At 70.7% G+C, this 22,151-nt stretch carries 18 protein-coding genes and 3 pseudogenes; 9 read left to right on the top strand and 12 right to left on the bottom strand.

The window, feature by feature from the left end; translation table 11 throughout:
* Nucleotides 1–3 precede the first annotated feature (3 nt).
* Genes BKD26_RS22255 through BKD26_RS22235 form a run of 5 tightly spaced genes read left to right on the top strand, consistent with a single transcriptional unit; the run spans nucleotide 4 to nucleotide 6,592 of the window.
* A complete protein-coding gene (locus tag BKD26_RS22255; protein ID WP_241518786.1) occupies nucleotides 4–492 on the top strand; it encodes an SseB family protein in 489 nt (162 codons plus the stop codon).
* Entirely contained in the window at nucleotides 489–1,133 is a 645-nt protein-coding gene (locus tag BKD26_RS22250; RefSeq protein ID WP_084900956.1) for a hypothetical protein, read from the top strand. The genes BKD26_RS22255 and BKD26_RS22250 overlap by 4 nt, the downstream gene beginning before the upstream one ends.
* Nucleotides 1,134–5,705, top strand: a complete 4,572-nt coding sequence (locus BKD26_RS22245; RefSeq protein WP_084900953.1) for a putative T7SS-secreted protein — start codon at nucleotides 1,134–1,136, stop codon at nucleotides 5,703–5,705.
* Nucleotides 5,695–6,198 (top strand): Imm50 family immunity protein, encoded by a 504-nt coding sequence (locus BKD26_RS22240; protein WP_084900950.1) that lies wholly within the window; start codon nucleotides 5,695–5,697, stop codon nucleotides 6,196–6,198. Before BKD26_RS22245 ends, BKD26_RS22240 begins: the two co-directional genes overlap by 11 nt.
* Entirely contained in the window at nucleotides 6,185–6,592 is a 408-nt protein-coding gene (locus BKD26_RS22235; RefSeq protein WP_084900947.1) for an Imm50 family immunity protein, read from the top strand. Before BKD26_RS22240 ends, BKD26_RS22235 begins: the two co-directional genes overlap by 14 nt.
* 161 nt (nucleotides 6,593–6,753) lie before the next feature.
* Here the strand turns inward: BKD26_RS22235 and BKD26_RS22230 are convergent, their stop codons facing one another.
* Complete coding sequence (locus tag BKD26_RS22230; protein ID WP_084900944.1) at nucleotides 6,754–6,897, bottom strand: amino acid--tRNA ligase-related protein; 144 nt, start codon at nucleotides 6,895–6,897, stop codon at nucleotides 6,754–6,756.
* A gap of 10 nt (nucleotides 6,898–6,907) precedes the next feature.
* On the opposite strand from BKD26_RS22230, the pseudogene BKD26_RS41440 reads away from it, so the two are divergent.
* Nucleotides 6,908–7,132: pseudogene (locus BKD26_RS41440) on the top strand (helix-turn-helix domain-containing protein); the annotation flags it as partial.
* Nucleotides 7,133–7,193: 61 nt separating this feature from the next.
* Here BKD26_RS41440 and aspS read toward each other — a convergent pair.
* Nucleotides 7,194–8,960: an aspartate--tRNA ligase gene (gene aspS, locus BKD26_RS22220; protein ID WP_084900942.1), complete on the bottom strand. Its 1,767-nt coding sequence runs from the start codon at nucleotides 8,958–8,960 to the stop codon at nucleotides 7,194–7,196.
* A gap of 122 nt (nucleotides 8,961–9,082) precedes the next feature.
* Between aspS and BKD26_RS22215 the strand changes: the two are divergent.
* A pseudogene (locus tag BKD26_RS22215) lies at nucleotides 9,083–11,163 on the top strand (SpoIIE family protein phosphatase).
* On the opposite strand, the gene BKD26_RS22210 reads toward BKD26_RS22215, so the two are convergent.
* From BKD26_RS22210 to BKD26_RS22200, 3 genes are all read right to left on the bottom strand, one after another.
* Nucleotides 11,160–11,972 (bottom strand): class I SAM-dependent methyltransferase, encoded by an 813-nt coding sequence (locus BKD26_RS22210; RefSeq protein WP_084900939.1) that lies wholly within the window; start codon nucleotides 11,970–11,972, stop codon nucleotides 11,160–11,162. The pseudogene BKD26_RS22215 and the gene BKD26_RS22210 sit on opposite strands and share 4 nt — an antisense overlap.
* Before the next feature lie 81 nt (nucleotides 11,973–12,053).
* Nucleotides 12,054–13,091, bottom strand: a complete 1,038-nt coding sequence (locus BKD26_RS22205) for an AI-2E family transporter (protein ID WP_084900936.1) — start codon at nucleotides 13,089–13,091, stop codon at nucleotides 12,054–12,056.
* 266 nt (nucleotides 13,092–13,357) lie between these two features.
* Nucleotides 13,358–14,350, bottom strand: a complete 993-nt coding sequence (locus BKD26_RS22200) for a pirin family protein (protein ID WP_084900934.1) — start codon at nucleotides 14,348–14,350, stop codon at nucleotides 13,358–13,360.
* A 408-nt stretch (nucleotides 14,351–14,758) separates the two neighbouring features.
* On the opposite strand from BKD26_RS22200, the pseudogene BKD26_RS42275 reads away from it, so the two are divergent.
* Nucleotides 14,759–15,676 (top strand): annotated as a pseudogene (locus tag BKD26_RS42275) (histidine kinase); the annotation flags it as partial.
* Nucleotides 15,677–15,698: 22 nt separating this feature from the next.
* Here BKD26_RS42275 and BKD26_RS22190 read toward each other — a convergent pair.
* The 5 genes from BKD26_RS22190 to BKD26_RS22170 all read right to left on the bottom strand — a co-directional run bounded on the left by BKD26_RS22190 (nucleotide 15,699) and on the right by BKD26_RS22170 (nucleotide 20,538).
* Entirely contained in the window at nucleotides 15,699–16,421 is a 723-nt protein-coding gene (locus BKD26_RS22190) for a response regulator transcription factor (protein WP_084900929.1), read from the bottom strand.
* 50 nt (nucleotides 16,422–16,471) lie between these two features.
* Nucleotides 16,472–16,876 carry a hypothetical protein gene (locus BKD26_RS22185; RefSeq protein WP_143662695.1) on the bottom strand — a complete coding sequence of 135 codons (405 nt, stop codon included), beginning with the start codon at nucleotides 16,874–16,876 and terminating at the stop codon, nucleotides 16,472–16,474.
* Nucleotides 16,877–16,985: 109 nt separating this feature from the next.
* The gene (locus BKD26_RS22180; RefSeq protein ID WP_084900924.1) at nucleotides 16,986–17,576 is read right to left on the bottom strand and encodes a hypothetical protein; all 591 of its coding nucleotides are present in this window, start codon (nucleotides 17,574–17,576) and stop codon (nucleotides 16,986–16,988) included.
* A 121-nt stretch (nucleotides 17,577–17,697) separates the two neighbouring features.
* Nucleotides 17,698–18,141 (bottom strand): SseB family protein, encoded by a 444-nt coding sequence (locus tag BKD26_RS22175; protein ID WP_073756645.1) that lies wholly within the window; start codon nucleotides 18,139–18,141, stop codon nucleotides 17,698–17,700.
* 1,788 nt (nucleotides 18,142–19,929) lie between these two features.
* A complete protein-coding gene (locus BKD26_RS22170; protein ID WP_084900921.1) occupies nucleotides 19,930–20,538 on the bottom strand; it encodes an NAD(P)-binding domain-containing protein in 609 nt (202 codons plus the stop codon).
* A gap of 114 nt (nucleotides 20,539–20,652) precedes the next feature.
* Here BKD26_RS22170 and BKD26_RS22165 point away from each other — a divergent pair, with 114 nt between their 5' ends.
* Nucleotides 20,653–21,003, top strand: a complete 351-nt coding sequence (locus tag BKD26_RS22165; RefSeq protein WP_084900918.1) for a helix-turn-helix domain-containing protein — start codon at nucleotides 20,653–20,655, stop codon at nucleotides 21,001–21,003.
* A 5-nt stretch (nucleotides 21,004–21,008) separates the two neighbouring features.
* Here the strand turns inward: BKD26_RS22165 and BKD26_RS22160 are convergent, their stop codons facing one another.
* Complete coding sequence (locus tag BKD26_RS22160) at nucleotides 21,009–21,224, bottom strand: DUF397 domain-containing protein (RefSeq protein WP_084900915.1); 216 nt, start codon at nucleotides 21,222–21,224, stop codon at nucleotides 21,009–21,011.
* Nucleotides 21,205–22,056, bottom strand: coding sequence for a helix-turn-helix transcriptional regulator (locus BKD26_RS22155; RefSeq protein WP_084900912.1), 852 nt, complete (start codon nucleotides 22,054–22,056; stop codon nucleotides 21,205–21,207). Before BKD26_RS22155 ends, BKD26_RS22160 begins: the two co-directional genes overlap by 20 nt.
* Nucleotides 22,057–22,151: the final 95 nt, after the last annotated feature.

Genomic DNA, 22,151 nt, shown 5'->3' with positions numbered 1-22,151 from the left:
ACCATGAACGGGGAGAGACATGGAACGAGTGACCCGCAGCCTGGTCGGCCCTTGAGGCTGGCCGATCTGGCCGGCGCGCCGAGAGATCCCGCCGTACCGAAAGTGACGCCGCCCGTGCCCGCCGATGCGGAACTTGCGGCGTCACGACGCGAGTTCGCTGTCCTGCTGGGCGAGTTCCGGCGTACGGCGGTGTTGGTGCCGGTCGATCCGCACGGGAGCCCGTGGACAGCCGAGCAAGGTGGGGTCCGGTGGATATGCGCCTTCTCGAATGAGGAAACGTTGGCGCGGTTCGCATACGCACGCGGCGAGGCCGGGCGTGAGTGGGAGTACCGGACGGTCCTCGGGGCGCGGCTGCTGGATGTGCTGGTGCCGAAGCTGGGTGTTCCGGCGGGCGTGGCCCTTGACGCGGGCAGTGACGACGGGGTGCTGTTCCCGCCGGTCATGGGCATCGTGCCGGACTCGGTGGTGGTCGGACTCGGGAGGACGCAGTGAGTGGTACGGAGCCTGATCTCGCAGCGTCCGGCGCCGCGCTGCGGCTGATCGCGCTGGGCATCGACAAGGCTCACGAGGAGTTGAAGGACCTCGGTCTGATCGGCGAGGCGACCGCCGGCCGCGGCTTTTCCGAGCTGGCCCTGTCCGGGCTGGAATTGGGACATACGGGGCTCGCTTCCGGGTTCAGGACGTTCTGCGAGCGCTGGGAGTGGGGCGTCAGGGCGCTGATGCAGCGCGGCAACGGCTTCGCCTCGGGTATCGGACTGTCCGCCGGGGCGTTCCACGAGCAGGAGCAGTACATCAAGGACACCTTCAAGATTGCCGTGAACGGGGTGAACGGCAATCCGCACCTCACCGAGGACGAGGTCAAGGCGAAGGACTGGGACGCGATCAAGTCCCAACTGCCGGAGGACAACCCGGACTACAGCATGGAGTCGATGGCGGCCGCGCACGAGAACGTCAAGCAGACGTGGAAGGACACCGCCTACGACGTGGAGGACGCTGCTCTGGACTCGCTGGAGAACAACGGCGCCCTGGACCCGCGCACGCGCGAGGCCCTGGACGAGCGCATGCGCGAGATCTTCGATCCCTCCCCGGGTGGGGTCGAGCGTGCCAAGGAGCCGACGTGGGGGAGCGAGTAGATGACGGACTGGCTGGGCAAGGCCGAGAACATCTGGGAGGGCGGCAAGAAGGTCGTCGGCATGGGCATCGACAAGGGCACCGATGCCCTGGGCGGTGCTCTCGACTACGTCGGTGCGGAGGGCTGGGCGGAGTCGGTCACCGACTGGGGTGACGGCGCGGCCTCCTCGCTGGGTGCGGAGGTCGGCGAGAGGCAACTCGGCCAGACCGAGGAGCCCACTGAGCTGATTCACGGTCAGGCTTCCAAGATCACTGCCACTGCGGACAACCTGCGTGACTTCAGCACGGCCTTCAATCTGGTCGGCACCGGCATGAAGGGCCTGGACTCCGCCCACTGGAAGGGTGAAGCCGCCCATGCCTTCCGTGAGAAGTTCCAGCCCCTGCCCACGGACTGGCTGCACGCGGCGGACGCCTTCGAGGTCGCGGCCGCGGCGCTGACGGCGTACGCCGCGACGGTGACCTCGGCGCAGGGCACGGCCAGGGAAGCGATCGCTCTGTTCAAGCAGGGCAACGAGACCTCCCAGAAGGCCATCGACGCGCACAACAAGAAGGTCAAGGCGTACAACGAGGCGCGCATGAGCGACGCCCCGCTGCCCGAACCGGCTCCCTTCACCGATCCGGGCCAGGCCGCACGCGACCTGGCGCGGGAAATGCTCGAAGACGCCCGCCGCCAGCGCAATGAGGCCGCCGAGACGGCCAACAGGGCGATCAACGCGGCCCTTGCCCACGCACCCGCCGAGAAGTCCCCCATGGAGCGCGCCAGGCTCGGCCTGATGGACTACGCGCTGGGCACCGGCACCGAAACGCTGCACTTCGTCGGTGGCGTCGCCAAAGGCACGGTCGGCCTCACCAACTTCATCCGCTCCGTCAACCCGCTCGACCCGTACAACCGTACCCACCCGGCCGAGTACTACGAGAACGTCAACATGACCCTGGCCGGCCTGGTCTCCACCGCGGCCCATCCCGACCGGGCGCTGAAGGACGCGTGGGACGCGTTCCAGGAGGACCCGAGCGAGTTCGGGGGCCGCCTACTCCCCGAAGCAGCCGGCTCCAAAGGCGCCGGCGGGCTGAAGTCCCTCGTCCGCATGGGCCTGAACGACGCGCCGAGCGGTGGCGGCAAGGGCCGCGCCAAACGCAACGAAGACCCACACGGCAGCGGACGCCAGCACTGTGACAAGACGTGCAAGCGGGACCCCGTCGACATGGCGACCGGCCGGATGGTCCTGCCGCAGACGGACATCGCGCTGCCGGGCTCTTTGCCACTGGCCTTCACCCGTACCTTCGAGTCGTCCTACCGCGCGGGACGCTGGTTCGGCCCGGCATGGGCCAGCACCATCGACCAGCGCCTGGAGATCGACTCCGAAGGTGTCGTGTTCGTCTGCGAGGACGGCGGCCTCCTGGCCTACCCGCACCCCGCACCCGGCGTGCCGGTCATGCCCACCCACGGCCGCCGCTGGCCCCTGGACCGTGACCGGGACACCTACACCGTCACCGATCCCGGCACCGGCCGCGTCTGGCACTTCACCGAGCAGGGCGCCGACATGGCCCTGCTCACACAGATCGACGACCGCAACGGCCGCTGGATCACCTTCGAGTACGACGTGACCGGTGCCCCCACCGCGATCGTCCACCACGGCGGCTACCACCTGAAGCTCACCACCGACCGAGGCCGCGTCATCGCGCTCCACCTCGCCGGCGCCGGCCCCGAAGGCACCGATCAGGAGATCCTCCGCTACGGCTATACGGACGGCCACCTGACCGAGGTCACCAACTCCTCGGGCCGTCCGCTGCGCTTCGGATACGACGACCACGGACGCATCACGTCCTGGACCGACACCAACGGCAGCCACTTCGACTACGTCTACGACGACCGGCACCGATGCGTGTACCAGTCTGGATCGAACGGCCACCTCGAATCCCGCTTCACCTGGGACGACACGGACCCCGACAGCGGCCTGCGCCTGACCTCGCTCACCGACGGCCTCGGCCACGCCACCCGTTTCCTCGTCAACGACCGCGTACAGATCGTCGTCGAGATCGATCCGCTGGGCGCGGTCACCCGCTTCGAGTACGACCGCTACAACCGACTCCTCTCCCGCACCGACCCGCTCGGCCACGTCACCCGCTTCACCTACGACGAGGCGGGCCGGCCGACCGCAGTGGTGAGACCGGACGGCCGCCAGATGTCCGCCGAGTACAACACGCTGGGCCTGCCGGTCCGGGTGCGCGGCACGGACGGCACGGTGGTACGCCAGACGTACGACGAGAAGGGCAACCGCACCTCGGTCACCGACTCCGCCGGGGCGACGACCCGCTTTTCGTACGACGCGGAGGGCCACCTCACGACGATCACCGACGTGCTCGGCCACTCGACCGTCATGCGGTGCGACCGGGCCGGCCTGCCGGTCACCATCACCGACCCGCTCGGGGCGACCGTCCACTACGAGCGCGACGCCTTCGGCCGTCCGGTCACCATCACCGACCCCCTCCGGTCGGTGACGCGCCTCGAATGGACCGTCGAGGGCAAACTGGCCCGGCGCACCGAACCGGACGGCACCGAACAGTCGTGGACGTACGACGGCGAGGGCAACTGCCTGTCCCACACGGACGCGATGGGCGGCATGACCCGCTTCACGTACACCGACTTCGACCTGCTCACCTCCCGCACGGACCCGGACGGAGCGCGCTACGAGTTTTCCCACGACACGAACCTGCGGCTGACGCGGGTGACGAACCCGCAGGGTCTGACCTGGGACTACGCCTACGACCCGGTGGGCCGCCCACGGTCCGAGACGGACTTCGACGGCCGGACGCTGGGTTACGCGTACGACGCGGCGGGCCGACTGGTCTCCCGCACGAACGGCCTCGGGCAGGAGATCCGGTTCGAGCGCGACGCCCTCGGCCGGATCGTCCGCAAGGATGCCGAAGGGACGGTCACCACCTACGAGTACGACGTGTTCGACGAACTGGCGCTGGCGACGAGCCCGGACGCGAGGCTGGAGCGCATCCGGGACCGCCACGGCCGTCTGAGGTCGGAGACGGTCAACGGCCGGACGCTGTCGTACGCGTACGACGAGCTGGGCCGCCGGGTGGGGAGGACGACGCCGGGCGGTTCGGTCAGCGCGTGGTTGTACGACGCGGCGGGCCGCAGGACGGGTCTCACCGCGTCCGGCCGCGAACTCGCCTTCACCTTCGACGCGCTGGGGCGTGAGGTGGGGCGCACGGTCTCGGACTTCGTGTCGCTGACGTCGTCGTACGACGCGGTGAGCCGGTTGACTGCCCAGGAGGTCACGTCCCGGGGCGGCCGTCTCCAGCACCGGGCGTACGGCTACCGCACCGACGGCGGGCTGGTCTCCGTCACGGACGGCCTCTCGGGCACGCGCCGCTTCGACCTCGACGGGGCGGGCCGGGTCACGGCGGTGCGGGCGGACCGGTGGACGGAGCGGTACGCGTACGACGAGGCGGGCAACCAGACGGAGGCGGACTGGCCGTCCACGCACCCGGCCCCCGCCGCGACGGGCCCGCGTGCCTACGAGGGCACCCGCATCGCCCGAGCAGGCGCCGTCCGCTACGAGCACGACGACCAGGGCCGTATCGTCCTGCGCCAAAAGACGCGTCTCTCCCGGAAGCCGGACACCTGGCGGTACGAGTGGAACGCAGAGGACCGGCTCACGTCGGTGACGACACCGGACGGCACGGTCTGGCGCTACGCCTACGACCCGCTGGGCCGCCGAATATCCAAGCAATCCGTTCTGGAAACGGTCCACTTCACCTGGGACGGCCCGACCCTCTGCGAGCAGACGACCGCGAACGTCGTCCTGACCTGGGACCACGCGGGGCTGCGCCCCCTGACCCAGACGGAACGCCGCACGGACACGGACGACGAACGCTTCTTCGCCATCGTCACCGACCTGATCGGCACTCCGACGGAACTCGTCGACGAGTCGGGCGACCTGGCCTGGCGCACCCGCACCACCCTCTGGGGCACGACGACCTGGAACCGCGACGCCACGGCGTACACCCCGCTCCGCTTCCCGGGCCAGTACTTCGACCCGGAATCGGGTCTCCACTACAACTACTTCCGCTACTACGACCCGGAATCGGCTCGGTACCTGAGCCAGGATCCGCTGGGTCTGGCCCCGGCTCCCAACCCGGCAACATATGTCCATGATCCGCGTACGTGGATCGATCCCCTGGGACTCGCCCCCGACGAATGCCCTCCCACTAAGGCCGGCCGCACCCTGGGAGAAGTTAAGGCCAAGGCATTGAGGGAGGCGGGAATTCCGGAGGGTGCCACACCCATCGACGTGAACGACTACGTTCCCGCAACGGCACCGGAGTGGCAAGGTTCAAAGCAGTTGCTGGACGAGAACCACCAGCCGATCTACTACCGGGAGGAAGTGTACGAACATCCCAATGGGCAGGATCTAGTTGTCTTCCAGGATCACTGGTTCGGCCATCAGAAGCCTGGAGAGCCCGGGTACCAACCGTCGCACGTACATGTGAGACCTTTTGAGGACACCCGCAATGGTCAAATACCCGGCACCGAGGAGCATTACTACTATGACCGATGATCTCAAACTGGTCAACGCGGATGACCTTGTAAACCTATACGGAAAGGTCCCAACCCTTGGGACGTTGCGATTGCGCTCCGTCAATCTGGATTGGCGGGGGCCGACGGTCACCCTTCGTGTTGACCTGTCGAGCTTCCCATCAGTGGTCCCCCAGGAGTGGGAGGGGGCAGAAGTCGACACCGTTCAATGCCACCTGCAGTTCCTCGCCGTGGAGGATCTCTCCCTGGCGGAGTGGGAGCCGCCGGTCCCCTCTGCTTCCTTCCGGGTACAGCCCTTGAAAGAGAACCGAAGGATCCAGGTGCGAGTGGCAGGAGCCGGGATAGCGCTCGGATTCACCAGCAATGCGTCCGTTCAGGTGGGACATGTGAGCGCCTTCAAAATTTCATCCGATGGCACGGACGGGGACCGGCACATCTTCTTGAAAAAACTTGACAGGATGCGCTACGAATCCATTCCGGGAACTGAGGAGAAGACCTTTTATGGGCGAATCTGACTGGACGACCATCCTCAGCTCAGCAGGGGTTATGACGGACTCGTACACATCACCTCCCAATCTGAGTGAATGCAGACTTGATTACACTCAGATCGACGAGAGAGAGGCGTCGGTAACGTTGGCGTTCGAGACGTCCGCTCTCCCCTCGAACCCTCCTGCCGACTGGAAGGGAAGGGAATACAACACCGTTGAGTTCTACCTAAAATTCACCGGCGTGAAGAAACTTCGAGTCGCTGGCTGGGACTTTACTGTCCGCGACGCCGAAGTCACCTTGAGCCGTTGCGGAGACGAAGGCATTCGGGTTTCCCTCGCAACAGTGGGCTCGCACTTTGATTTCATGGCGGCTCAAGCCCTCATGCCCCGGATGCGCTCCTACCTCTCTGCGCAGGAGTGATACTGGGGAGGCAAGGTCATCATCCACTGAGCGAGGCGCTCCGGGTCCGCCGATGCTCCGTAAAGCGCGGCCTGCCCGGAACGGCGGGTGGACGGTGCCATGCGAGGGACCCGGAACCGTGCGTGCGGTCCCGGGCTCCTCGTCAGCGTGTCAGGCGTCCATCATGAGGTCCTGGGCGTTGCCGTTGAGCGGAAGCAGATCGCCCCGCGGATGTTGGGCTCGTCGGCGAGGAGCATGACGATGCGGTCCACGCCCGGGGCGATACCGCCGTGCGGCGGCGCGCCGTACTGGAAGGCGCGGAGCATGCCGGCAAACTCGGTCTCGACGGCTCTGACCACCGGCCTGCCACCGGAGCCGCTGCACCGCCCGGCAGCCCTGCTGGCGCACCGCCTCGCCGCCCGGCTCCCGCCCCTGCCGGCCTTCCGTGCCCCGGGCGCACCCTCGGTCGTCAGGCATCCGCTCCAGAACTGCGGCGCCTGCGACCGCGCGTTCCGCGGTCCGGACCCGGGGACCTGCGGGGCATGCGCTTCAGGGCGGTAACCCCGGGAACGAAAAGGCCCGGGATGCGAGGATCCCGGGCCCTTCGTCGAGCAGCGGCGGACTACTTGTCCGACACCGGCTTGCGCAGCGCGATGTTCAGCTCCTTGAGGCGGGCCTCGTCCAGCTCCGTCGGCGCGCCCATCATCAGGTCCTGGGCGTTACCGTTGAGCGGGAAGGCGATCGTCTCGCGGATGTTCGGCTCGTCGGCGAGGAGCATGACGATGCGGTCCACGCCCGGGGCGATGCCGCCGTGCGGCGGGGCGCCGTACTGGAAGGCGCGGAGCATGCCCGCGAACTCGGTCTCGACGGTCTCCCGCGAGTAGCCGGCGATCTCGAACGCCTTGAACATGATGTCCGGCTCGTGGTTCCGGATGGCGCCCGAGGACAGTTCGACGCCGTTGCAGACGATGTCGTACTGCCAGCCCAGGATGTCCAGCGGGTCCTGGGTCTCCAGGGCCTCGAGGCCGCCCTGCGGCATGGAGAACGGGTTGTGCGAGAAGTCGATCTTGCCGGTCTCCTCGTCCTTCTCGTACATCGGGAAGTCGACGATCCAGCAGAAGCGGAAGACGCCCTCCTCGAAGTGGCCGGCCCGCTTGGCGGCCTCGACGCGGACCGCGCCCATGATCTTGGAGACCTCGTCGAAGTCGCCCGCACCGAAGAAGATCGCGTGGCCCGGCTCCAGGCCGAGGCGCTCGGTGAGGACCTTGACGTTCTCCTCGGTGAGGAACTTGGCGATCGGGCCGGTGAGGGCGTTGTTCTCGCCGACGCGCACCCAGGCCAGGCCCTTCGCGCCCTGCTCGACCGCGAAGTCGCCGAGGCCGTCGAAGAACTTGCGCGGCTGGTCGCCCGTGTTCGGCACCGGCAGGGCGCGGACGTGCTTGCCCGCGAACGCCTTGAACTCGGAGTCGGCGAACACGTCCGTGATGTCGACGAGCTCCAGCTGGGCGCGCAGGTCCGGCTTGTCGGAGCCGTACTTCAGCATCGCCTCGCGGAACGGGATCCGCGGGAACGGGGACGTGACGTGGCGGCCGCCGCCGAACTCCTCGAACAGCTCGGTCATCAGCTTCTCGATCGGCTGGAAGACGTCCTCCTGCTCGACGAAGCTCATCTCGACGTCGAGCTGGTAGAACTCGCCCGGCGAGCGGTCGGCGCGGGCGTCCTCGTCGCGGAAGCAGGGCGCGATCTGGAAGTACCGGTCGAAGCCGGAGATCATCAGCAGCTGCTTGAACTGCTGCGGCGCCTGCGGCAGCGCGTAGAACTTGCCGGGGTTCAGGCGGGACGGGACGACGAAGTCACGGGCGCCCTCGGGGGAGGTCGCGGTGAGGATCGGGGTCGCCATCTCGTTGAAGCCGAGGGCCGTCATCTTGTGGCGGATGGCGGAGATGACCGCCGTACGCAGCATGATGTTGCGGTGCATGCGCTCGCGGCGCAGGTCGAGGAAGCGGTACTCCAGGCGCCGCTCCTCGTTGACGCCGTCGTCCGTGTTGATCGTGAACGGCAGCGGGGCGGACGCGCCCAGGACCTCGACGTCGGAGACCTCGACCTCGATCTCGCCGGTCGGGAGGTCGCTGTTGATGTTGTCGGCGCCGCGCGAGACAACCTTGCCGTCGACGCGGACGACCGACTCCTTGGTCTGCTTGTCGAGCGCCTCGTACGCGGCGGTGCCGGGACGGGCGACGAGCTGCGTGATGCCGTAGTGGTCGCGCAGATCGATGAAGAGGATGCCGCCCAGGTCGCGCCGATTGTGCAGCCAGCCGCTCAGCCGGACGTCGGTGCCGACGTCAGAGGCGCGGAGCTCGCCGCAGGTGTGGGACCTGTACCGATGCATCGTCGTTCATCCAGTCTTGGGGGAGAGGGTTTGGCTCGACCCGTCAAGGTTACCGGGCCTGCCGGGATCGCCGGGGCGCAGCTCGGTGGCGGTTGATCCGTTCATCTTCTTAGAGTGGGGCAATGCGCACCGAGGACGTCCTGGCCGCCATCGCGACGGGCCTGTGGCGCTGGGACAACGCATCCGGGATCGTCACGCTCGACGCGGAGGCCGCCCGGCTGCTCGGGCTGCCCGCCGAGCCGGCCGAGCTGACCGAGGCCGCCGTGCGCTCCCGCTTCCACCCGGTCGACTGGAACGAGATCGACGGGATCGTGAACCTCGCCGTGGCGGAGGGCACCCTCGCCGAGGCGCGGCTGCGGATCATGGACGAGAGCGGGCGGGTGATCCGTACCGTACGCAGCCGGTCGAAGCCGTTGGTCGAGGGCACCGACTACCAGCTGGTCGGGACGTTGCAGGAGGTCGCCGAGCCGCAGCCCGGCACCGCGGCCCGAACGCCGGTCACCGGTGACTGGCGCCGCTCGCGTGAGGCGTTCCTGCTGGACGCGGGGCGGGCGCTGGCGGAGGCGCGGTCGACGGCGGAGGTGCTGCGGGTGGCGGCGTCGCTGTCGATGCCCGGGTTCTCGCCGGACGGGCTCGCGGTCTTCGGCGTCTTGGGCGACCGGCTGACGATCATCGGCCACCACGGGCACAACGCCGGCGACGACGGCCCGTTCTCGGACATGCCGCTGGACACCGACTATCCGGCGGCGGAGGTGGTACGGACCGGGCGGGCGATCTATCTGCCGTCGCCGGAGGAGTACCGGGCCCGCTTCCCGGCGACCTGGCCCCTGGCGCAACGTTTCGGCAGGGAGTCGTGGGCGTTCCTGCCGCTGATCGTCGCGGGGCGCACGATGGGCGCCTGGATGGCGGCCTTCAAGTATCCGGTGTCGTTCACGCCCGACGAGCGGTCCGTCCTGACGACGGTGGCCCGGATGCTGGCGCAGGCGCTGGCCCGCGCCGGGGTCGCCGAGTCGGAGCGGGAGCTGTCGCTGGGCCTCCAGCGCACGATGTCCTGGGGCCGGCGATCCCCGGCATGGAGGTGGCCGCGCGGTACGTCCCGACCGGCGGCGGGCTCCAGGTGGGCGGCGACTGGTACGACATGATCCAGCTGCCCGGCGGCCGTATCGCCCTCGTCATCGGCGACGTCCAGGGGCATGACGTGCGGGCGGCCGGGCTGATGGGCCAGCTGCGGATCGCCCTGCGCGCGTACGCCTCGGAGGGCCACCGCCCGGACGCCGTCCTGTCCCGGGCGTCCCGCTTCCTGTACGGGATCACGGACGGGGCGGAGGGCGACCACGGGGCGGCCCGGTTCGCGACCTGCCTGTACCTGGAGGTCGACCCGGCGGCCGGGACGCTCGACATCGCGCGGGCCGGCCACCCGGACCCGGCGATCCGGATGGCCGACGGGACGGTGATGCTGCGGCCGACGGCGGGCGGCCTGCCGCTGGGCATCGTCCCCGACACGGACTACCCGACGACCCGGCTCACCCTGGAGCCGGGCGAGACGCTGATGATCTGCACGGACGGCCTCCTGGAGACGGGCGGCCACGACCTGGAGACCGGCTGGTCCCGCATCCGCACGCTGCTGGAGCGGCACGACACCGAGGGCGAGTCGCTGGAGGTGCTGGCCGACAGCCTGGTCCAGGCCGTGCACGGGCCCGGCTCCCACCACACCACCGGTCCGCTCGCCGACCGCCGCGAGGACGACATCGCGGTCCTGCTGCTGTCCCGGACGGGCGCGCCGCTGCGGACGGCCGCGGCCCGGCGTACCGCCATGACGGTCGCGCAGGCCGAGCCGGAGCGGATCGCGGCCGCCCGGGCGCACCTGCGGGAGCTGCTGCACGACTGGGCGGACGCGGAGCAGGTCGACTCGGCGGTCCTGATGGTCTCCGAGATGGTCACGAACGTGCTCGTCCACACCGACGGCGACGCGCTGCTGGTGGCGGAGGCGAGGGGCGACCACGGCAAGCGGCGGCTGCGCGTCGAGGTCGCGGACGCCAGCGACGAGCTGCCGCACCGGCGGCGGCCGGGCGAGATGGCGTCGTCGGGGCGCGGGCTGATCCTGATGGAGATGCTGGCGCACGAGTGGGGCGTGGACCCGCGGGGCGAGGGCAAGTCGATCTGGTTCGAGCTGCACGAGGACCGGGACGGGGAGGTCCTTTAAACAGCGGCCGGGTGCGTGAGGCGGAGCTTGGACTGGCCGTGCGGCAGCCGCTCCCAGTCGTCCATGAAGTGGGCGGCCAGACCGTGCTTCTCGGCCAGCCGCACCAACGTCTCCGTACGGTAGTAGAAGTCCTCGCCCAGCACCTGGTGCTCACGGCCCTCGGTGCGGTCGTACGTGAAGTCGAAGAAGCCGCCGGGGGCGAGGACCCGGCCGACGTGCGCCAGGCACTCGTCGATGACCTCCAGAGGCGAGTGCGAGAACACGCTGTGCGCGTGGACCACCGTGAACCAGGAGTCGGGCAGGAAGTCGAGCTTCAGGTTGTCGACGGGCGTCAAGTACGGCATCTTCCGCTGGAGTCCGTACCGTACGAGGGTCTTCTTGGCCTCGATGAGGATGTCGGGCGAGATGTCGATCCCGTAGTAGTGGCCGGGCTCCAGGTGCTCGATGAACCGCCACCCGGCGCGGAGGTTGCCGCAGCCGATCTCCAGCATCCGGTCCTCGGGCCGCAGCCCGTGCTCGACGAGGTAGTCGTACTGCATCTGCCCGATGGCCAGCCAGCGCGCGTGCGACGGCCGGCCGCCCACCGCGGCCTCCGGGCTGCGGGCGGTGTCGGACGCCATGACGGCCCGGTAGTACGCGATGTGGTCGCCGCCGTGCTTCAGCCGGAGCCGGGCGTTGCGGGCCGCCCGGCGCAGGTGGGGCACCACCCGCTGCGGGTGCGTCACCGCGTACCGCATCTTGTGGCCGATCCGGGACCGGTTCCTCAGCAGGCGTGGGTCGCGTGGTGTCTGGTGCTTCTGCTCCTGCATGACGGCCTCCGTACGTGCCCGGGCTGCCCCCTGTCGCGGATGCTAACCGGGCGCCGGGCCGGCGGCCGTCCGGGACACGGCCTACGTACCCCCCGCCGCGTAGAGCCTGCGCAGCTCGCCGATCACCCCGAACGCGGCGGCCGTCAGCGGCACGGCGAGCAGCATGCCGAGGATCCCGGCGACGGACGCGCCCGCGGTGATGGCGAGCATGACGACGGCCGGGTGCATCTGGACCGTACGGCTCTGGATCACCGGCTGGAGGACGTGCCCTTCGATGAGCTGTACGGCGAGGACGACGCCGACCGCCCACAGCGCGATGACGACGCCCCGGTCCGCGAGTGCCACGAGGATCGCCACGGCCCCGGAGATGAACGCGCCGAGGTACGGGATGTACGCGCCGACGAAGACGAGCGCGCCGAGTCCGACCGCGCCCGGGACACGCAGGATGAGCAGCCCGGCCGTGATGAGGAGCGCGTCGATGAGGGCGATGAACGTCGTACCCCGCATGAAACCCTCCACGGCCCCGAAGGCGCGGCGGGCCATGGCCTCGACGTGGTCGGCGCTGCCACGGGGGACGAGGCCGCGCAGGGCGCGCATGGCGCGGCCCGAGTCACGGAGGAAGAAGAAGACCAGGAGCAGGGCGAGGACGGCCATGGCGATCACCTCGCCGACGACGCTGAGCCCGCTGATCACCCCGGTCGCCGCCGTGCTGCCGAACCTCCCGAGGAGGTTCCTGGCGTTGGCGGCGAGGTCGTCGAGGGAGGTGCCGGCGGCGCCGAAGTGCTCGGCGAGGTCGGTGGCGGCGCGGCGCAGCGAGGTGAGGATCTGGTCGCCGGTGTCGATGAGCGCGGCGACCACGATGTACGTGGCGCCGCCGACGACGGCGACCACGGCCGCGCAGGTCAGCCCGGCGGCCAGGGACCGCTGGACCTTCATGGCGACGAGCCGCCGGTACAGCGGTCCGAGCAGCGCGGTCCCGAGCAGGGCGAGCAGCACGGGCGTGACGGCGGTCTGGAACGTCACGCACAGCCATACGCCGACGGCCGCCACGCCGGTGACGAGCAGGATGACCACGCACCAGGCGGCGATGCGGCGGACGGGCTCGGGCAGCGTGTGCACCCCTCCACGCCACCACGCCCGCCCGGCCCCCGCCCGCGCACCGGGCCCGGTCGGGTGACACCCAGTCAGGCCTCCGGGGCGGGGGCGGGGGCCGCGTTACGGCCACCGGCCGGGCAGGAGTACGGGCCGGGCAGGGGTACGGGCCGGGCAGGGGCTATCGGACCCGTTCAGGTCCCCGGCGGGCAGCGGCACCGGGCCGGGGCCACCGGCCCCGTTCAGGCACCCGGCCAGTCGGGGCGACCGGCCCGTCGCGGCCACCGGCCCGTTCAGGCGCCCGGGGTGATTTCCGGGCCCGTGCCGTCCTGCATGCCGTGGACGGCGGGGATGCGGCCGAGGCGGCCGGCCTGGAAGTCCTCGAAGGCCTGCCGCAGCTCGGCCTGGGTGTTCATGACGAACGGGCCGTAGTGCGCCATCGGCTCCCGGATGGGCTGCCCGCCCAGGAGGATGATCTCCAGGTCCGGGGTGTGGCCGTCCTGCTTTTCGTCGGCGCGGACGGTCAGCGAGCCGCCGTCGCCGAAGACGGCCGTCTGGCCCATGTGGACGGGCCGCCGCTCGCCGCCGACGGAGCCGCGCCCGGCGAGGACGTACGCGAGGCCGTTGAAGTCCTGCCGCCACGGGAGGGTGACCTCCGCGCCGGGGCGCAGGGTCGCGTGGATCATGGTGATCGGGGTGTGCGTGATGCCGGGGCCCTCGTGCCCGTCGAGCTCGCCGGCGATGACGCGCAGCAGGGCGCCGCCGTCGGGGGAGGTGAGGAGCTGGACCTGGCCGCCGCGGATGTCCTGGTAGCGGGGGTCCATCCACTTGTCCTTGGCGGGCAGGTTGACCCACAGCTGGAGCCCGTGGAAGAGGCCGCCGGACATGACGAGGTTCTCCGGCGGGGCCTCGATGTGCAGCAGTCCGGACCCGGCGGTCATCCACTGGGTGTCGCCGTTGCGGATGGTGCCGCCGCCCCCGTTGCTGTCCTGGTGCACGAAGGTGCCGTCGATGAGGTACGTGACGGTCTCGAAGCCGCGGTGCGGGTGCCACGGCGTTCCCTTCGCCTCCCCGACGCCGTACTCCACCTCGCCCATCTGGTCCATCATGATGAACGGGTCGAGGTAGCGGTAGTTGATCCCGGCGAACGCGCGGCGCACCGGGAAGCCCTCCCCCTCGAAGCCGCTCGGTGCGGTGGTCACGGCCAGCACCGGGCGCTGCACGGTACCCGCGGGCGTGCCGACGCGCGGCAGGGTGAGCGGGTTCTCGACGGTTACGGCAGGCATGGCGGTCCTCCTCGGGGCCGCCCCTTCGGGCGGCGTACCCCCAGATTAGTTGAACACTGAACTTCCTGCCACAGGAACACGGCCAACCCGCCACGCATTCCCGCCCGGCACCCGCACGCGGTACCCCCGACGGGCTCGGTGATACTGCAAGCGACGTCGCAGCGATCCGTAGCGATCAGTGAGTGCCAGTGAGTGCCAGTGAGGAAGCCCGTGTCCGAACGACCGCGCCGCCCGCGCCCCGCCGTCCGGGGAACCGACTGGGCGATCACGGCGGCCGCCTCCCTGGAACTGTTCACGCTGGTCGGCGCCCTCGACCTGGAGTCCGCCGCCGTCTGCCCGCCGGCCCTGCTCGGGCTCGTCCTGCGCCGCCGGTTCCCCGTGCCGGTCCTGCTCGCCACCCTGCCGTCCATGGCCACCGGCCACCTGTGGCTGGCGCCCATGATCGCCATGTTCACCGTGGCGGCCGAGCTGCCCCGCCGCCCGGCCCGCCGCCCCGCCGTCATCGGCTGCGCGGCGGCGGTGTTCGCGTCGTCCATGCGGTGGGGACTGGTCGCGGAGCCCGGCCCGACCTGGTCCGACCACCTGATCACCGTCCAGATCGCCCTGATGTTCAGCATCGGGCCCACCGGCCTGGGCCTGCTCGCCCGCACCCGCTCCGAGCTGCGCTCCCGCCTGGCCGAGCTCACCGAGAGCCAGGCACGCGGGCGCCGGCTGGAGGCCGAGCAGGCCGTGGCGCGGGAGCGCGCGCGCATGGCACGGGAGATGCACGACACCGTCTCGTATCACCTGGGCATCATCGCCGCCCAGGCCGGAGCCCTGTGGGCCACCGCCCCCGACGACACCGTCCGGGAGGACGCCGAGACGATCCGCCGGCACGGCGCCGACGCGATGCGGGAACTGCGCGACGTCGTCGGCGTGCTGCGCGGCCCCGACGAGGACGACGCGGGCCACGCCCGCCTGGACAACCTGCCCGCCCTGGTCGAGGAGAGCCGGCTCGACGCCACGCTCCACCTGACCCTGCCGGAAGACGAGGGCCACGTCTGCGCGGCCGCCGTCGAGCGGGCCGCCTACCGCACCGTGCAGGAAGCCCTCACCAACGTACGCAAGCACGCCCCCGGCGCCCCGGTCACCGTATCGGTGGGGCCGTCACCCGACCGGCGCGACACCCTCGTCGTCGAGATACGCAACGGTCCCGCCACCGCCCCGCCGGCCGACGTCCCCGCCGGCGGGTTCGGGCTGCGGGGCCTGAAGGAGCGCACCGCCCTCGCCGGAGGCCGGCTGGACGCCGGGCCCACGGACGACGGCGGCTTCCTGGTACGCGCGGTGCTGCCGCTCTCGCCGCCCTCTCTCAGTGAGCCGCCACCGCCGGCGCGAGCGGCGGGCGGGACGAGCTGGTACGGGAAGATGCGGTACGCGAAGATGCGGGCTCCCCGCCCGCGATGCTGTGCGCCAGCACCGCCGCCTGAACTCGATTGGCCAGGCCCAGCTTGGACAGGATCGCGCTGACGTGTTCCTTGGTCGTGGACGCGCTCATCAGCAGCCTGCGCCCGATGTCCGCGTTGGTGAGCCCCTCGGCCAGCAGCTCCAGCACCTGGCGCTCCCGCTCGGTGAGACTGTCCAGGCGCGGGTCCCTCGGCACCGGCCGCGTACGACCACCGCTGAGGTATCCGTCGACCACGACCCGGGCCGCCGCCGACGACAGCACGGTGCCGCCGGACGCCAAAACCCGTACCGCGTCGGCCAGTTCCCGCGGAGTGGCGTCCTTGAGCAGGAAGCCCGACGCCCCGGCGCCCAGCGCGGCCGCGATGTCCTCGTCGGCCGAGAAGGTCGTCAGGACGGCGACCGCGGGACGCACGGAACGGGCTTGGAGCGCGGCCAGTACGGACAGCCCGTCGACGTCCGGCATGCGAAGGTCCAGCAGCACCACGTCGGGCCGGTGCCTCTCCACGGCCTCGACGGCGCCCCGCCCGTCACAGGTGGCGGGAACCTCGATGTCGGGCTCGCTCTCCAGGATGCGCTGCATGCACGAGCGCAGCAGAACCTCGTCGTCGACCACCAATACGCGGATCATCACGCCCCCTTGCGAGCGATCAACATATCAATCGAACCGGAGGAGTTGATTCAGACGCGTGCCGCCATGGTGTCGGTGACCAGCTTCACCAGCGCCGGGTCCCACGTCTGTACGAGCAGCTCGACCGCCCCCGCGCCCGCCGCCTCGCAGACGATGACGGTGCCGCCCCTGCCACCGCCGGTCGCGACCCGTCCCGGGGAGGTCAGCCGGAGCCTCTTCGCGCCCCCGGTACGGTCCAGCACGGCACCCGCCCGCGTCAGCGTGAGCTTCCCCCGGCGCATGGCGGCGGCCGGGCCCTCGGCGCGCACCCGGTAACGGCAGCGCAGCACCGCTCCCTTGCCGCGCCGGAAGGACGCGATCCGGCGGGCGGAGACCGACGCGTCGAAGGTCCTGCCGAACAGCCGCAGAGCCAGGTCCATCAGCGAGTGCAGGGCGAATTCGAGCAAGAGCACCATGCACACAAGGATCACCGACGCCCGGAGACGGCGGTACCCGCCGACCTTCCGTTCCCCATCCCCCCACTCGGGCGTCGGCCCGGCCGGTCAGGGGGCCGTCAGCGGGCCGTCACCGGGACTGGAGGGCGTCCAGGGCGACGGCCATGCAGAGGGCGAGCCGGCGGTCGAGGGCCGGGTGCTGGATCCGTATCGCGTACTGGTCGCGGAAGCCGATCTTCCGCTCCACCGACATGACGGGCTGCCCCCCGTCCCGTACGAAGTCGAAGTGGTAGACGAACGGCACCGGGAGCGGGAACGGCAGCACCGCGTCGACGACCTCCCAGCCCCGGCGGGCCAGCGCGATCCCCAGGCTCCGCTCGGTGCCCTTCACCGCCGGCTCCTCGCCCTCGGAGCCCTGGGTCAGATGCCAGGTGGACCGGAGCAGGGAGGCCTTGGCGTCCTTGCGGAACGTCCCTATGGAGGCGCCGTCCGGCCCCGTCACGTCGTACGTGGCCCCCAGGTCGACGACCTGCCGCGCCTTGAAGCCGCCGAGCACCTCGGAACGGTCCTCGCCGGTCCAGAGCGTGATCTCCTCCTTGAGCTTGAACCGCTTCTGCTCGGCGAAGGCGACGACGCCACCACCGCCCGGCTCGGTGATCACGTACCGGTTCACGAGCGCGGTGATCTTCTGCGTCATCAGGAACTCGCTCAGCTGCTGCATACGAGGAACAGTAGGCAGCGGCGGCACGCCCGTTCGTACGCCTGAAGTCGGATCACCACCCCGACACTCGGCAGGGTTCGAGCGGCCCGGCCCGGCTCGGCGCGGCTCAGCTCGGCTCGGCTCAGCCGTACATCCGCCGCATGGCGAAGTCGACCATCTGCTCCACGGCCTTGGCGTCGAACACCATCCGGTGGTCGCCCTCCATGTCCAGGACGAAGCCGTACCCGGTGGGCAGCAGGTCGATCACCTCGGCGCCGGTGATCACGAAGTACTTGGACTCCTTGCCCGCGTACCGGCGCAGCTCCTTGAGCGACGTGAACATCGGGATGACCGGCTGCTGGGTGTTGTGCAGCGCGAGGAAGCCGGGGTTGTCACCGCGCGGGCAGTAGACCTTCGAGGTCGCGAAGATCTGCTGGAAGTCCTCGGCCGACAGCGACCCGGTGGTGAACGCCCGCACGGCATCCGCGAGCGAGGGCGGCGACGGCTCGGGGTACAGCGGCGGCTGCTGCGCGTACCCCTGCTGGGGCGGGGCGTAGGCGCCCTGATTCTGCTCGTACCCGTACATGCCCGTAAGCCTACCGAGCCCCACCCCCACCCCGGGTCCCCGCAGCCGGACGGGCTCCCGGTACGGGGCGCTCGTTCATGGTGACCGTGTGGGCCGCCCTCTCTCCGAGAGTGGCGGGCTGCGGCGCCCCGTCAAGGGTGCTTCGCGTCGGCTTCGCCGACGGGCTTCGCCCACCCTTGACCGGCCGCCTCCGCCCGCCTTTTCCCACTCGGAGGGCGGCCCGGGGGGATGGGTCCTCGGGGGGCGCACGTGGCCGGTGCCGTTCGTGGCCGGGAGGCGGGCGCCGGAGGGGACGCGGCAGTGGAATGGGGCGGTGCGGCTTGGCTAAGCGGCGGGCCGCCGTCCTTTGGTTGCGGTACAGGACCTCGCTCCTGCCGGTGGTGGGTGCGCGGCAGTGGTGTGGGGCTTCCGGGCTCGGTCCGGCGGCTGCGGGTGGGTGCGGGGTGGGGTTCAGGCGGGTGGCTAAGGTGGGGTGGTGGCTGGGCCTGGGTGTCGCCCTGGCAGAGCCCGGCCACCGGTGGGCGGGGCGAAGGCGTGGGTGCGGCAGTGGCTGGCCGCAGGATGCCCGTGCCTGCTGTCTCACGGGCCCGGTTGGGCCCCGCCTGTCACGCAGGGAGGTCTCACCCGTCGCCTTGGTCACGCCAGCACCGGGTTCGGGGGTGTTGTGTGCGGTGTGGGACACCTTCCCGTCGTGGTGTGCGGGCTGTGGGTGTCCCATCCCGCCCACAACTCTGGCAGGGCGATACGGCTGGGACTGGAGGGGCCGGAGGGGCCCGCCCTGTGGGTCCGATGACGTGCCCGGCACCCCCGGGGACTGCCCGGGGAGGCCGCACCCCGTGCCTGTGCCGGACAGGAAGCAGCACCCTGCGGCGCACCGGTGTCCCCCGCCGGACTCCTCAAGGCGAGGGGCTCGGCCTTGCCCCGGGCACCGGGCCGACCTGGTCCTGTGACGGGGCACGACGGCCGGCGTCTGGCGTCATGCAGGCGCGGCGTGCGGGACTCCAAGTCCCCCTGGCCCCGCCTGCCTCACCAGGACGCCTCACGGGCCCCTATCGTCACACCGGCACCAGGGCCGGAGAGTTGTGGGCGGAGTAGGACACCTTGCCGCCGTGGATGTCCGGCTCTGGGTGTCCGACACCGCACACAACTCCGGTGGTCCGATACGGGCGTGACTGGAGGGGCCGCCCCTTCCCGGACTTCCCCCGCGCAGGGGAGCTGCGGGGGTGCCCCGGCGGCCGGACCGACCCGGCCGCGCCCGACTGTCCGGGAGGCCGCGCCCCGGCCTTGCCGTCCCGGCGGCCGGGTGCCTGCCGTGCCCTGACCGGGTGGGGCTCCGCCCCGGCCCAACACCCCACCCACCCCAGCCACCTGCCTGAACCCCCACCCCTCACCCACCCGCAGTCGCCGGACCGAGCCCGGAAGCCCCATCGCACTCCCGCGCACCCACCACCCACCACCCACCGAAGCGAGGTCCTGTACCGCAACCCAGAGACAGCCGACAGCCGCCAAGCCCACCAGCCACCGCCCCATTCCACTGCCGCGCCTGCCCCGGCCGGGCCGCCTCGGCCACGAACGCCGGCAAAGCAGTGCGCCCCCCGGATGCCCGCTCCCCGGGGCCGCCCTCCGAGAGAAAACGCGCGGGCGGAGGCGGCCTGTCAAGGGTGGGCGAAGCCCATCGGCGAAGCCGACGCGAAGCGCCCTTGACAGGGTGCCGGAGCCCGCGACTCTCGGAAGGGAGGGCGGCCCGGAACGGCAACCATGGACAGAAGGCTCACCCCAAGACGGTGATCAGCGCATCGCGTCCAGCGGCGGAAGCAGCGTGCGCGGGTCGTGGCCGGTCAGCCACAGGCCGATGAGGAACGCGGTCGTCGCCTCCAGCAGCCGGGCGCGCCCGAGGTCGCCCACGACGAGCGGTTCGCCGCCGACGTCCCGTACCAGCGTGCGTACCGTCTCCAGGGCCGCCTCGTCGTCGCCGCACAGCGGCACCGTGGGCGGGGCGGTACGCCATACCGCGTCCGCGCAGTGGTTGAACGCCTTCACCACGCGAGCGCCGGACGCCTCGGCGATCCGCTCGGCGGCGGAGGGGCCGCCCCCGGTCGTGAGCGTGAAGCCCGGCCCGATGGGGTTCGTACAGTCGATGAGCACGCGCCCCACGACGGCGCCCCCCGTCCCGTCCAGCACGGCGAGCGCGCTGTCGTACGGCACGGCGAGCAGCGTGGCGTCGCCGAAACCCGCGACGTCCGCGACCGTACCCCCGCCTTCGGCGCCGATCCGGCCGGCCAGCTCCGTCGCCTTCCCGGGCGTGCGGCCACCGATCCGTACGCGGTGCCCCGCGCGCACCCAGTGGGTGCCGAGGGCCTCCGCCATGTTGCCGTTCCCGAGGATTCCGATGCGCATGGCCGCTCCTTCGTACGCTGACGCTGACGACGACGTGGATGTCTTCGTCGACGACGCTAAGCGGCTGGTTGCGTACCGAATGGTGCCCAACGGCCCTGATAGGGAGGGCGTTTCATGGAAGACCGACTCCTCGCGGACTGCCGGGCCCGTCTCGGCTTCGACCTGCTGGCCAACACCTGGAACGCCGTCGTCATCTACGCCCTCGCCGACGGCCCGCGCCGCCCGCGCGAGCTGCGCGCCGTGATCGGTGGCATCAGCGCGAAGGTGCTCACCGAGACGCTCCGCCGCCTGGAGGGCCACGCCCTGGTCACCCGGCACGTGCACGCCGAGTCGCCCCCGCGCGTCGAGTACGCCCTCACCGACCTGGGCGTCACCCTGCTGGAACCCATCACGGCACTCGGCCGCTGGTCCGCCGAGCACGGCGACGCCTACGCCGCCGCGCAGGGCTGGGCCGACCCGGACTGAAACGTTCAGCCCGCGAGCCGCCCCGCCTTCACGGCCTCCACGAACGGCGCCCACGCGCGAGCGCGCACGACGAGGGCGGGCCCCTGCGGGACCTTGGAGTCGCGGACGGGGACGACGCCGGGGAGGTTGTCGGCGACTTCGACACACTCGCCGCCGGTGCCGTTGCTGTAGCTGCTCTTGCGCCAGTACGCCGAGCTCAGATCAAGGTCGCTGCTTGCCATTTCGGTAGTCCTCTGCCGCAGCCGCGATCAGGGCCAGGGACGCCTCAGGCGGCAGTGCGGCGGCCCTGAGCAGATCGTACGACTCTCGGTACTGCTTCACGAGCGCCGGGAAGTCGATGAGTTGGCCGCTGTGGAGGCTCTCCGTGTAGACCACGGGCGGCGCATCGTCGAAGGTCATGACCCTGGCCATGCCCATCATGAGTGGGTGCGCGGCCGTGGTTTGCGGAACGATCTGCAAAATGGAGCGGGTCGCCGTGACGACCCGCGTGATGTGCTCCAGCAGCTCGGCCATCCCGGCGGGCGGCAGGACTGGGCGGCGGATCACGGACTCGTCCAGGATCGCCCAGAACGCCGGAGGGTTATCCGCCTCGAAGAGTGCCGCCCGCCCCACCCTCGCGGAGACCTTCTTCTCGACCGCGTCGTCCTTGGCCCGGGGCATCGCTGCGCGGACGATCGCACGCGCATAGTCCGGGGTCTGCAACAGCCCAGGCACCAGCATCGGTGCCCACTCCTCGATCGACTCCGCGTACTGCTCCGTCTCCGCCACGTCCGCGAAATACTCCGCGTGCCCGGACTGCCGTGCCTTCCGCGCATCTTCACAGCGGCGTTCGAAAAAGCCATCCGTCTGGAGCCGTTCGTCCACGTGCCGGGCCAGGTCCAGTGGCATGCGGCGTTCGCCCCGCTCGATCTGGCTCAGGAACGGCACGCCACGGAAGCTGCCCTCGGCGAGCTGTTCGAGGGTGAGGCCGGCCGCCTCGCGTTTGTAGCGCAGCTCGGCGCCGTAGAAGGAGGGGACGTTCGCCGACGCGTCGGGATCCTTGCGAGGGGGCACAACTCACCACCGCCATTTGCCAGTCACTGTGCGCAACCCAAACCCCTTCCACGGTACGCGGAGTAACGCCACTGTGTGACCAGTTCGTCACCGCC

It is taken from the genome of Streptomyces sp. CB03238, assembly GCF_002099185.1.
In the GTDB taxonomy this organism is placed as follows: Bacteria; Actinomycetota; Actinomycetes; order Streptomycetales; family Streptomycetaceae; genus Streptomyces.
This window is presented reverse-complemented; position numbering and strand designations above follow the sequence as displayed.

What these genes read in the sequence shown, in the direction of transcription:
- BKD26_RS22185 (WP_143662695.1), bottom strand. Translation starts at nt 16,876, where the DNA reads ATGGTGCTCTTGCTCGAATTCGCCCTGCACTCGCTGATGGACCTGGCT.
- BKD26_RS22170 (WP_084900921.1), bottom strand. Translation starts at nt 20,538, where the DNA reads ATGCGCATCGGAATCCTCGGGAACGGCAACATGGCGGAGGCCCTCGGC.
- aspS (WP_084900942.1), bottom strand. Translation starts at nt 8,960, where the DNA reads ATGCATCGGTACAGGTCCCACACCTGCGGCGAGCTCCGCGCCTCTGAC.
- BKD26_RS22160 (WP_084900915.1), bottom strand. Translation starts at nt 21,224, where the DNA reads ATGGCAAGCAGCGACCTTGATCTGAGCTCGGCGTACTGGCGCAAGAGC.
- BKD26_RS22200 (WP_084900934.1), bottom strand. Translation starts at nt 14,350, where the DNA reads ATGCCTGCCGTAACCGTCGAGAACCCGCTCACCCTGCCGCGCGTCGGC.
- BKD26_RS22235 (WP_084900947.1), top strand. Translation starts at nt 6,185, where the DNA reads ATGGGCGAATCTGACTGGACGACCATCCTCAGCTCAGCAGGGGTTATG.
- BKD26_RS22190 (WP_084900929.1), bottom strand. Translation starts at nt 16,421, where the DNA reads ATGATCCGCGTATTGGTGGTCGACGACGAGGTTCTGCTGCGCTCGTGC.
- BKD26_RS22175 (WP_073756645.1), bottom strand. Translation starts at nt 18,141, where the DNA reads ATGTACGGGTACGAGCAGAATCAGGGCGCCTACGCCCCGCCCCAGCAG.
- BKD26_RS22240 (WP_084900950.1), top strand. Translation starts at nt 5,695, where the DNA reads ATGACCGATGATCTCAAACTGGTCAACGCGGATGACCTTGTAAACCTA.
- BKD26_RS22210 (WP_084900939.1), bottom strand. Translation starts at nt 11,972, where the DNA reads ATGCAGGAGCAGAAGCACCAGACACCACGCGACCCACGCCTGCTGAGG.
- BKD26_RS22255 (WP_241518786.1), top strand. Translation starts at nt 4, where the DNA reads ATGAACGGGGAGAGACATGGAACGAGTGACCCGCAGCCTGGTCGGCCC.
- BKD26_RS22230 (WP_084900944.1), bottom strand. Translation starts at nt 6,897, where the DNA reads ATGCTCCGCGCCTTCCAGTACGGCGCGCCGCCGCACGGCGGTATCGCC.
- BKD26_RS22165 (WP_084900918.1), top strand. Translation starts at nt 20,653, where the DNA reads ATGGAAGACCGACTCCTCGCGGACTGCCGGGCCCGTCTCGGCTTCGAC.
- BKD26_RS22245 (WP_084900953.1), top strand. Translation starts at nt 1,134, where the DNA reads ATGACGGACTGGCTGGGCAAGGCCGAGAACATCTGGGAGGGCGGCAAG.
- BKD26_RS22180 (WP_084900924.1), bottom strand. Translation starts at nt 17,576, where the DNA reads ATGCAGCAGCTGAGCGAGTTCCTGATGACGCAGAAGATCACCGCGCTC.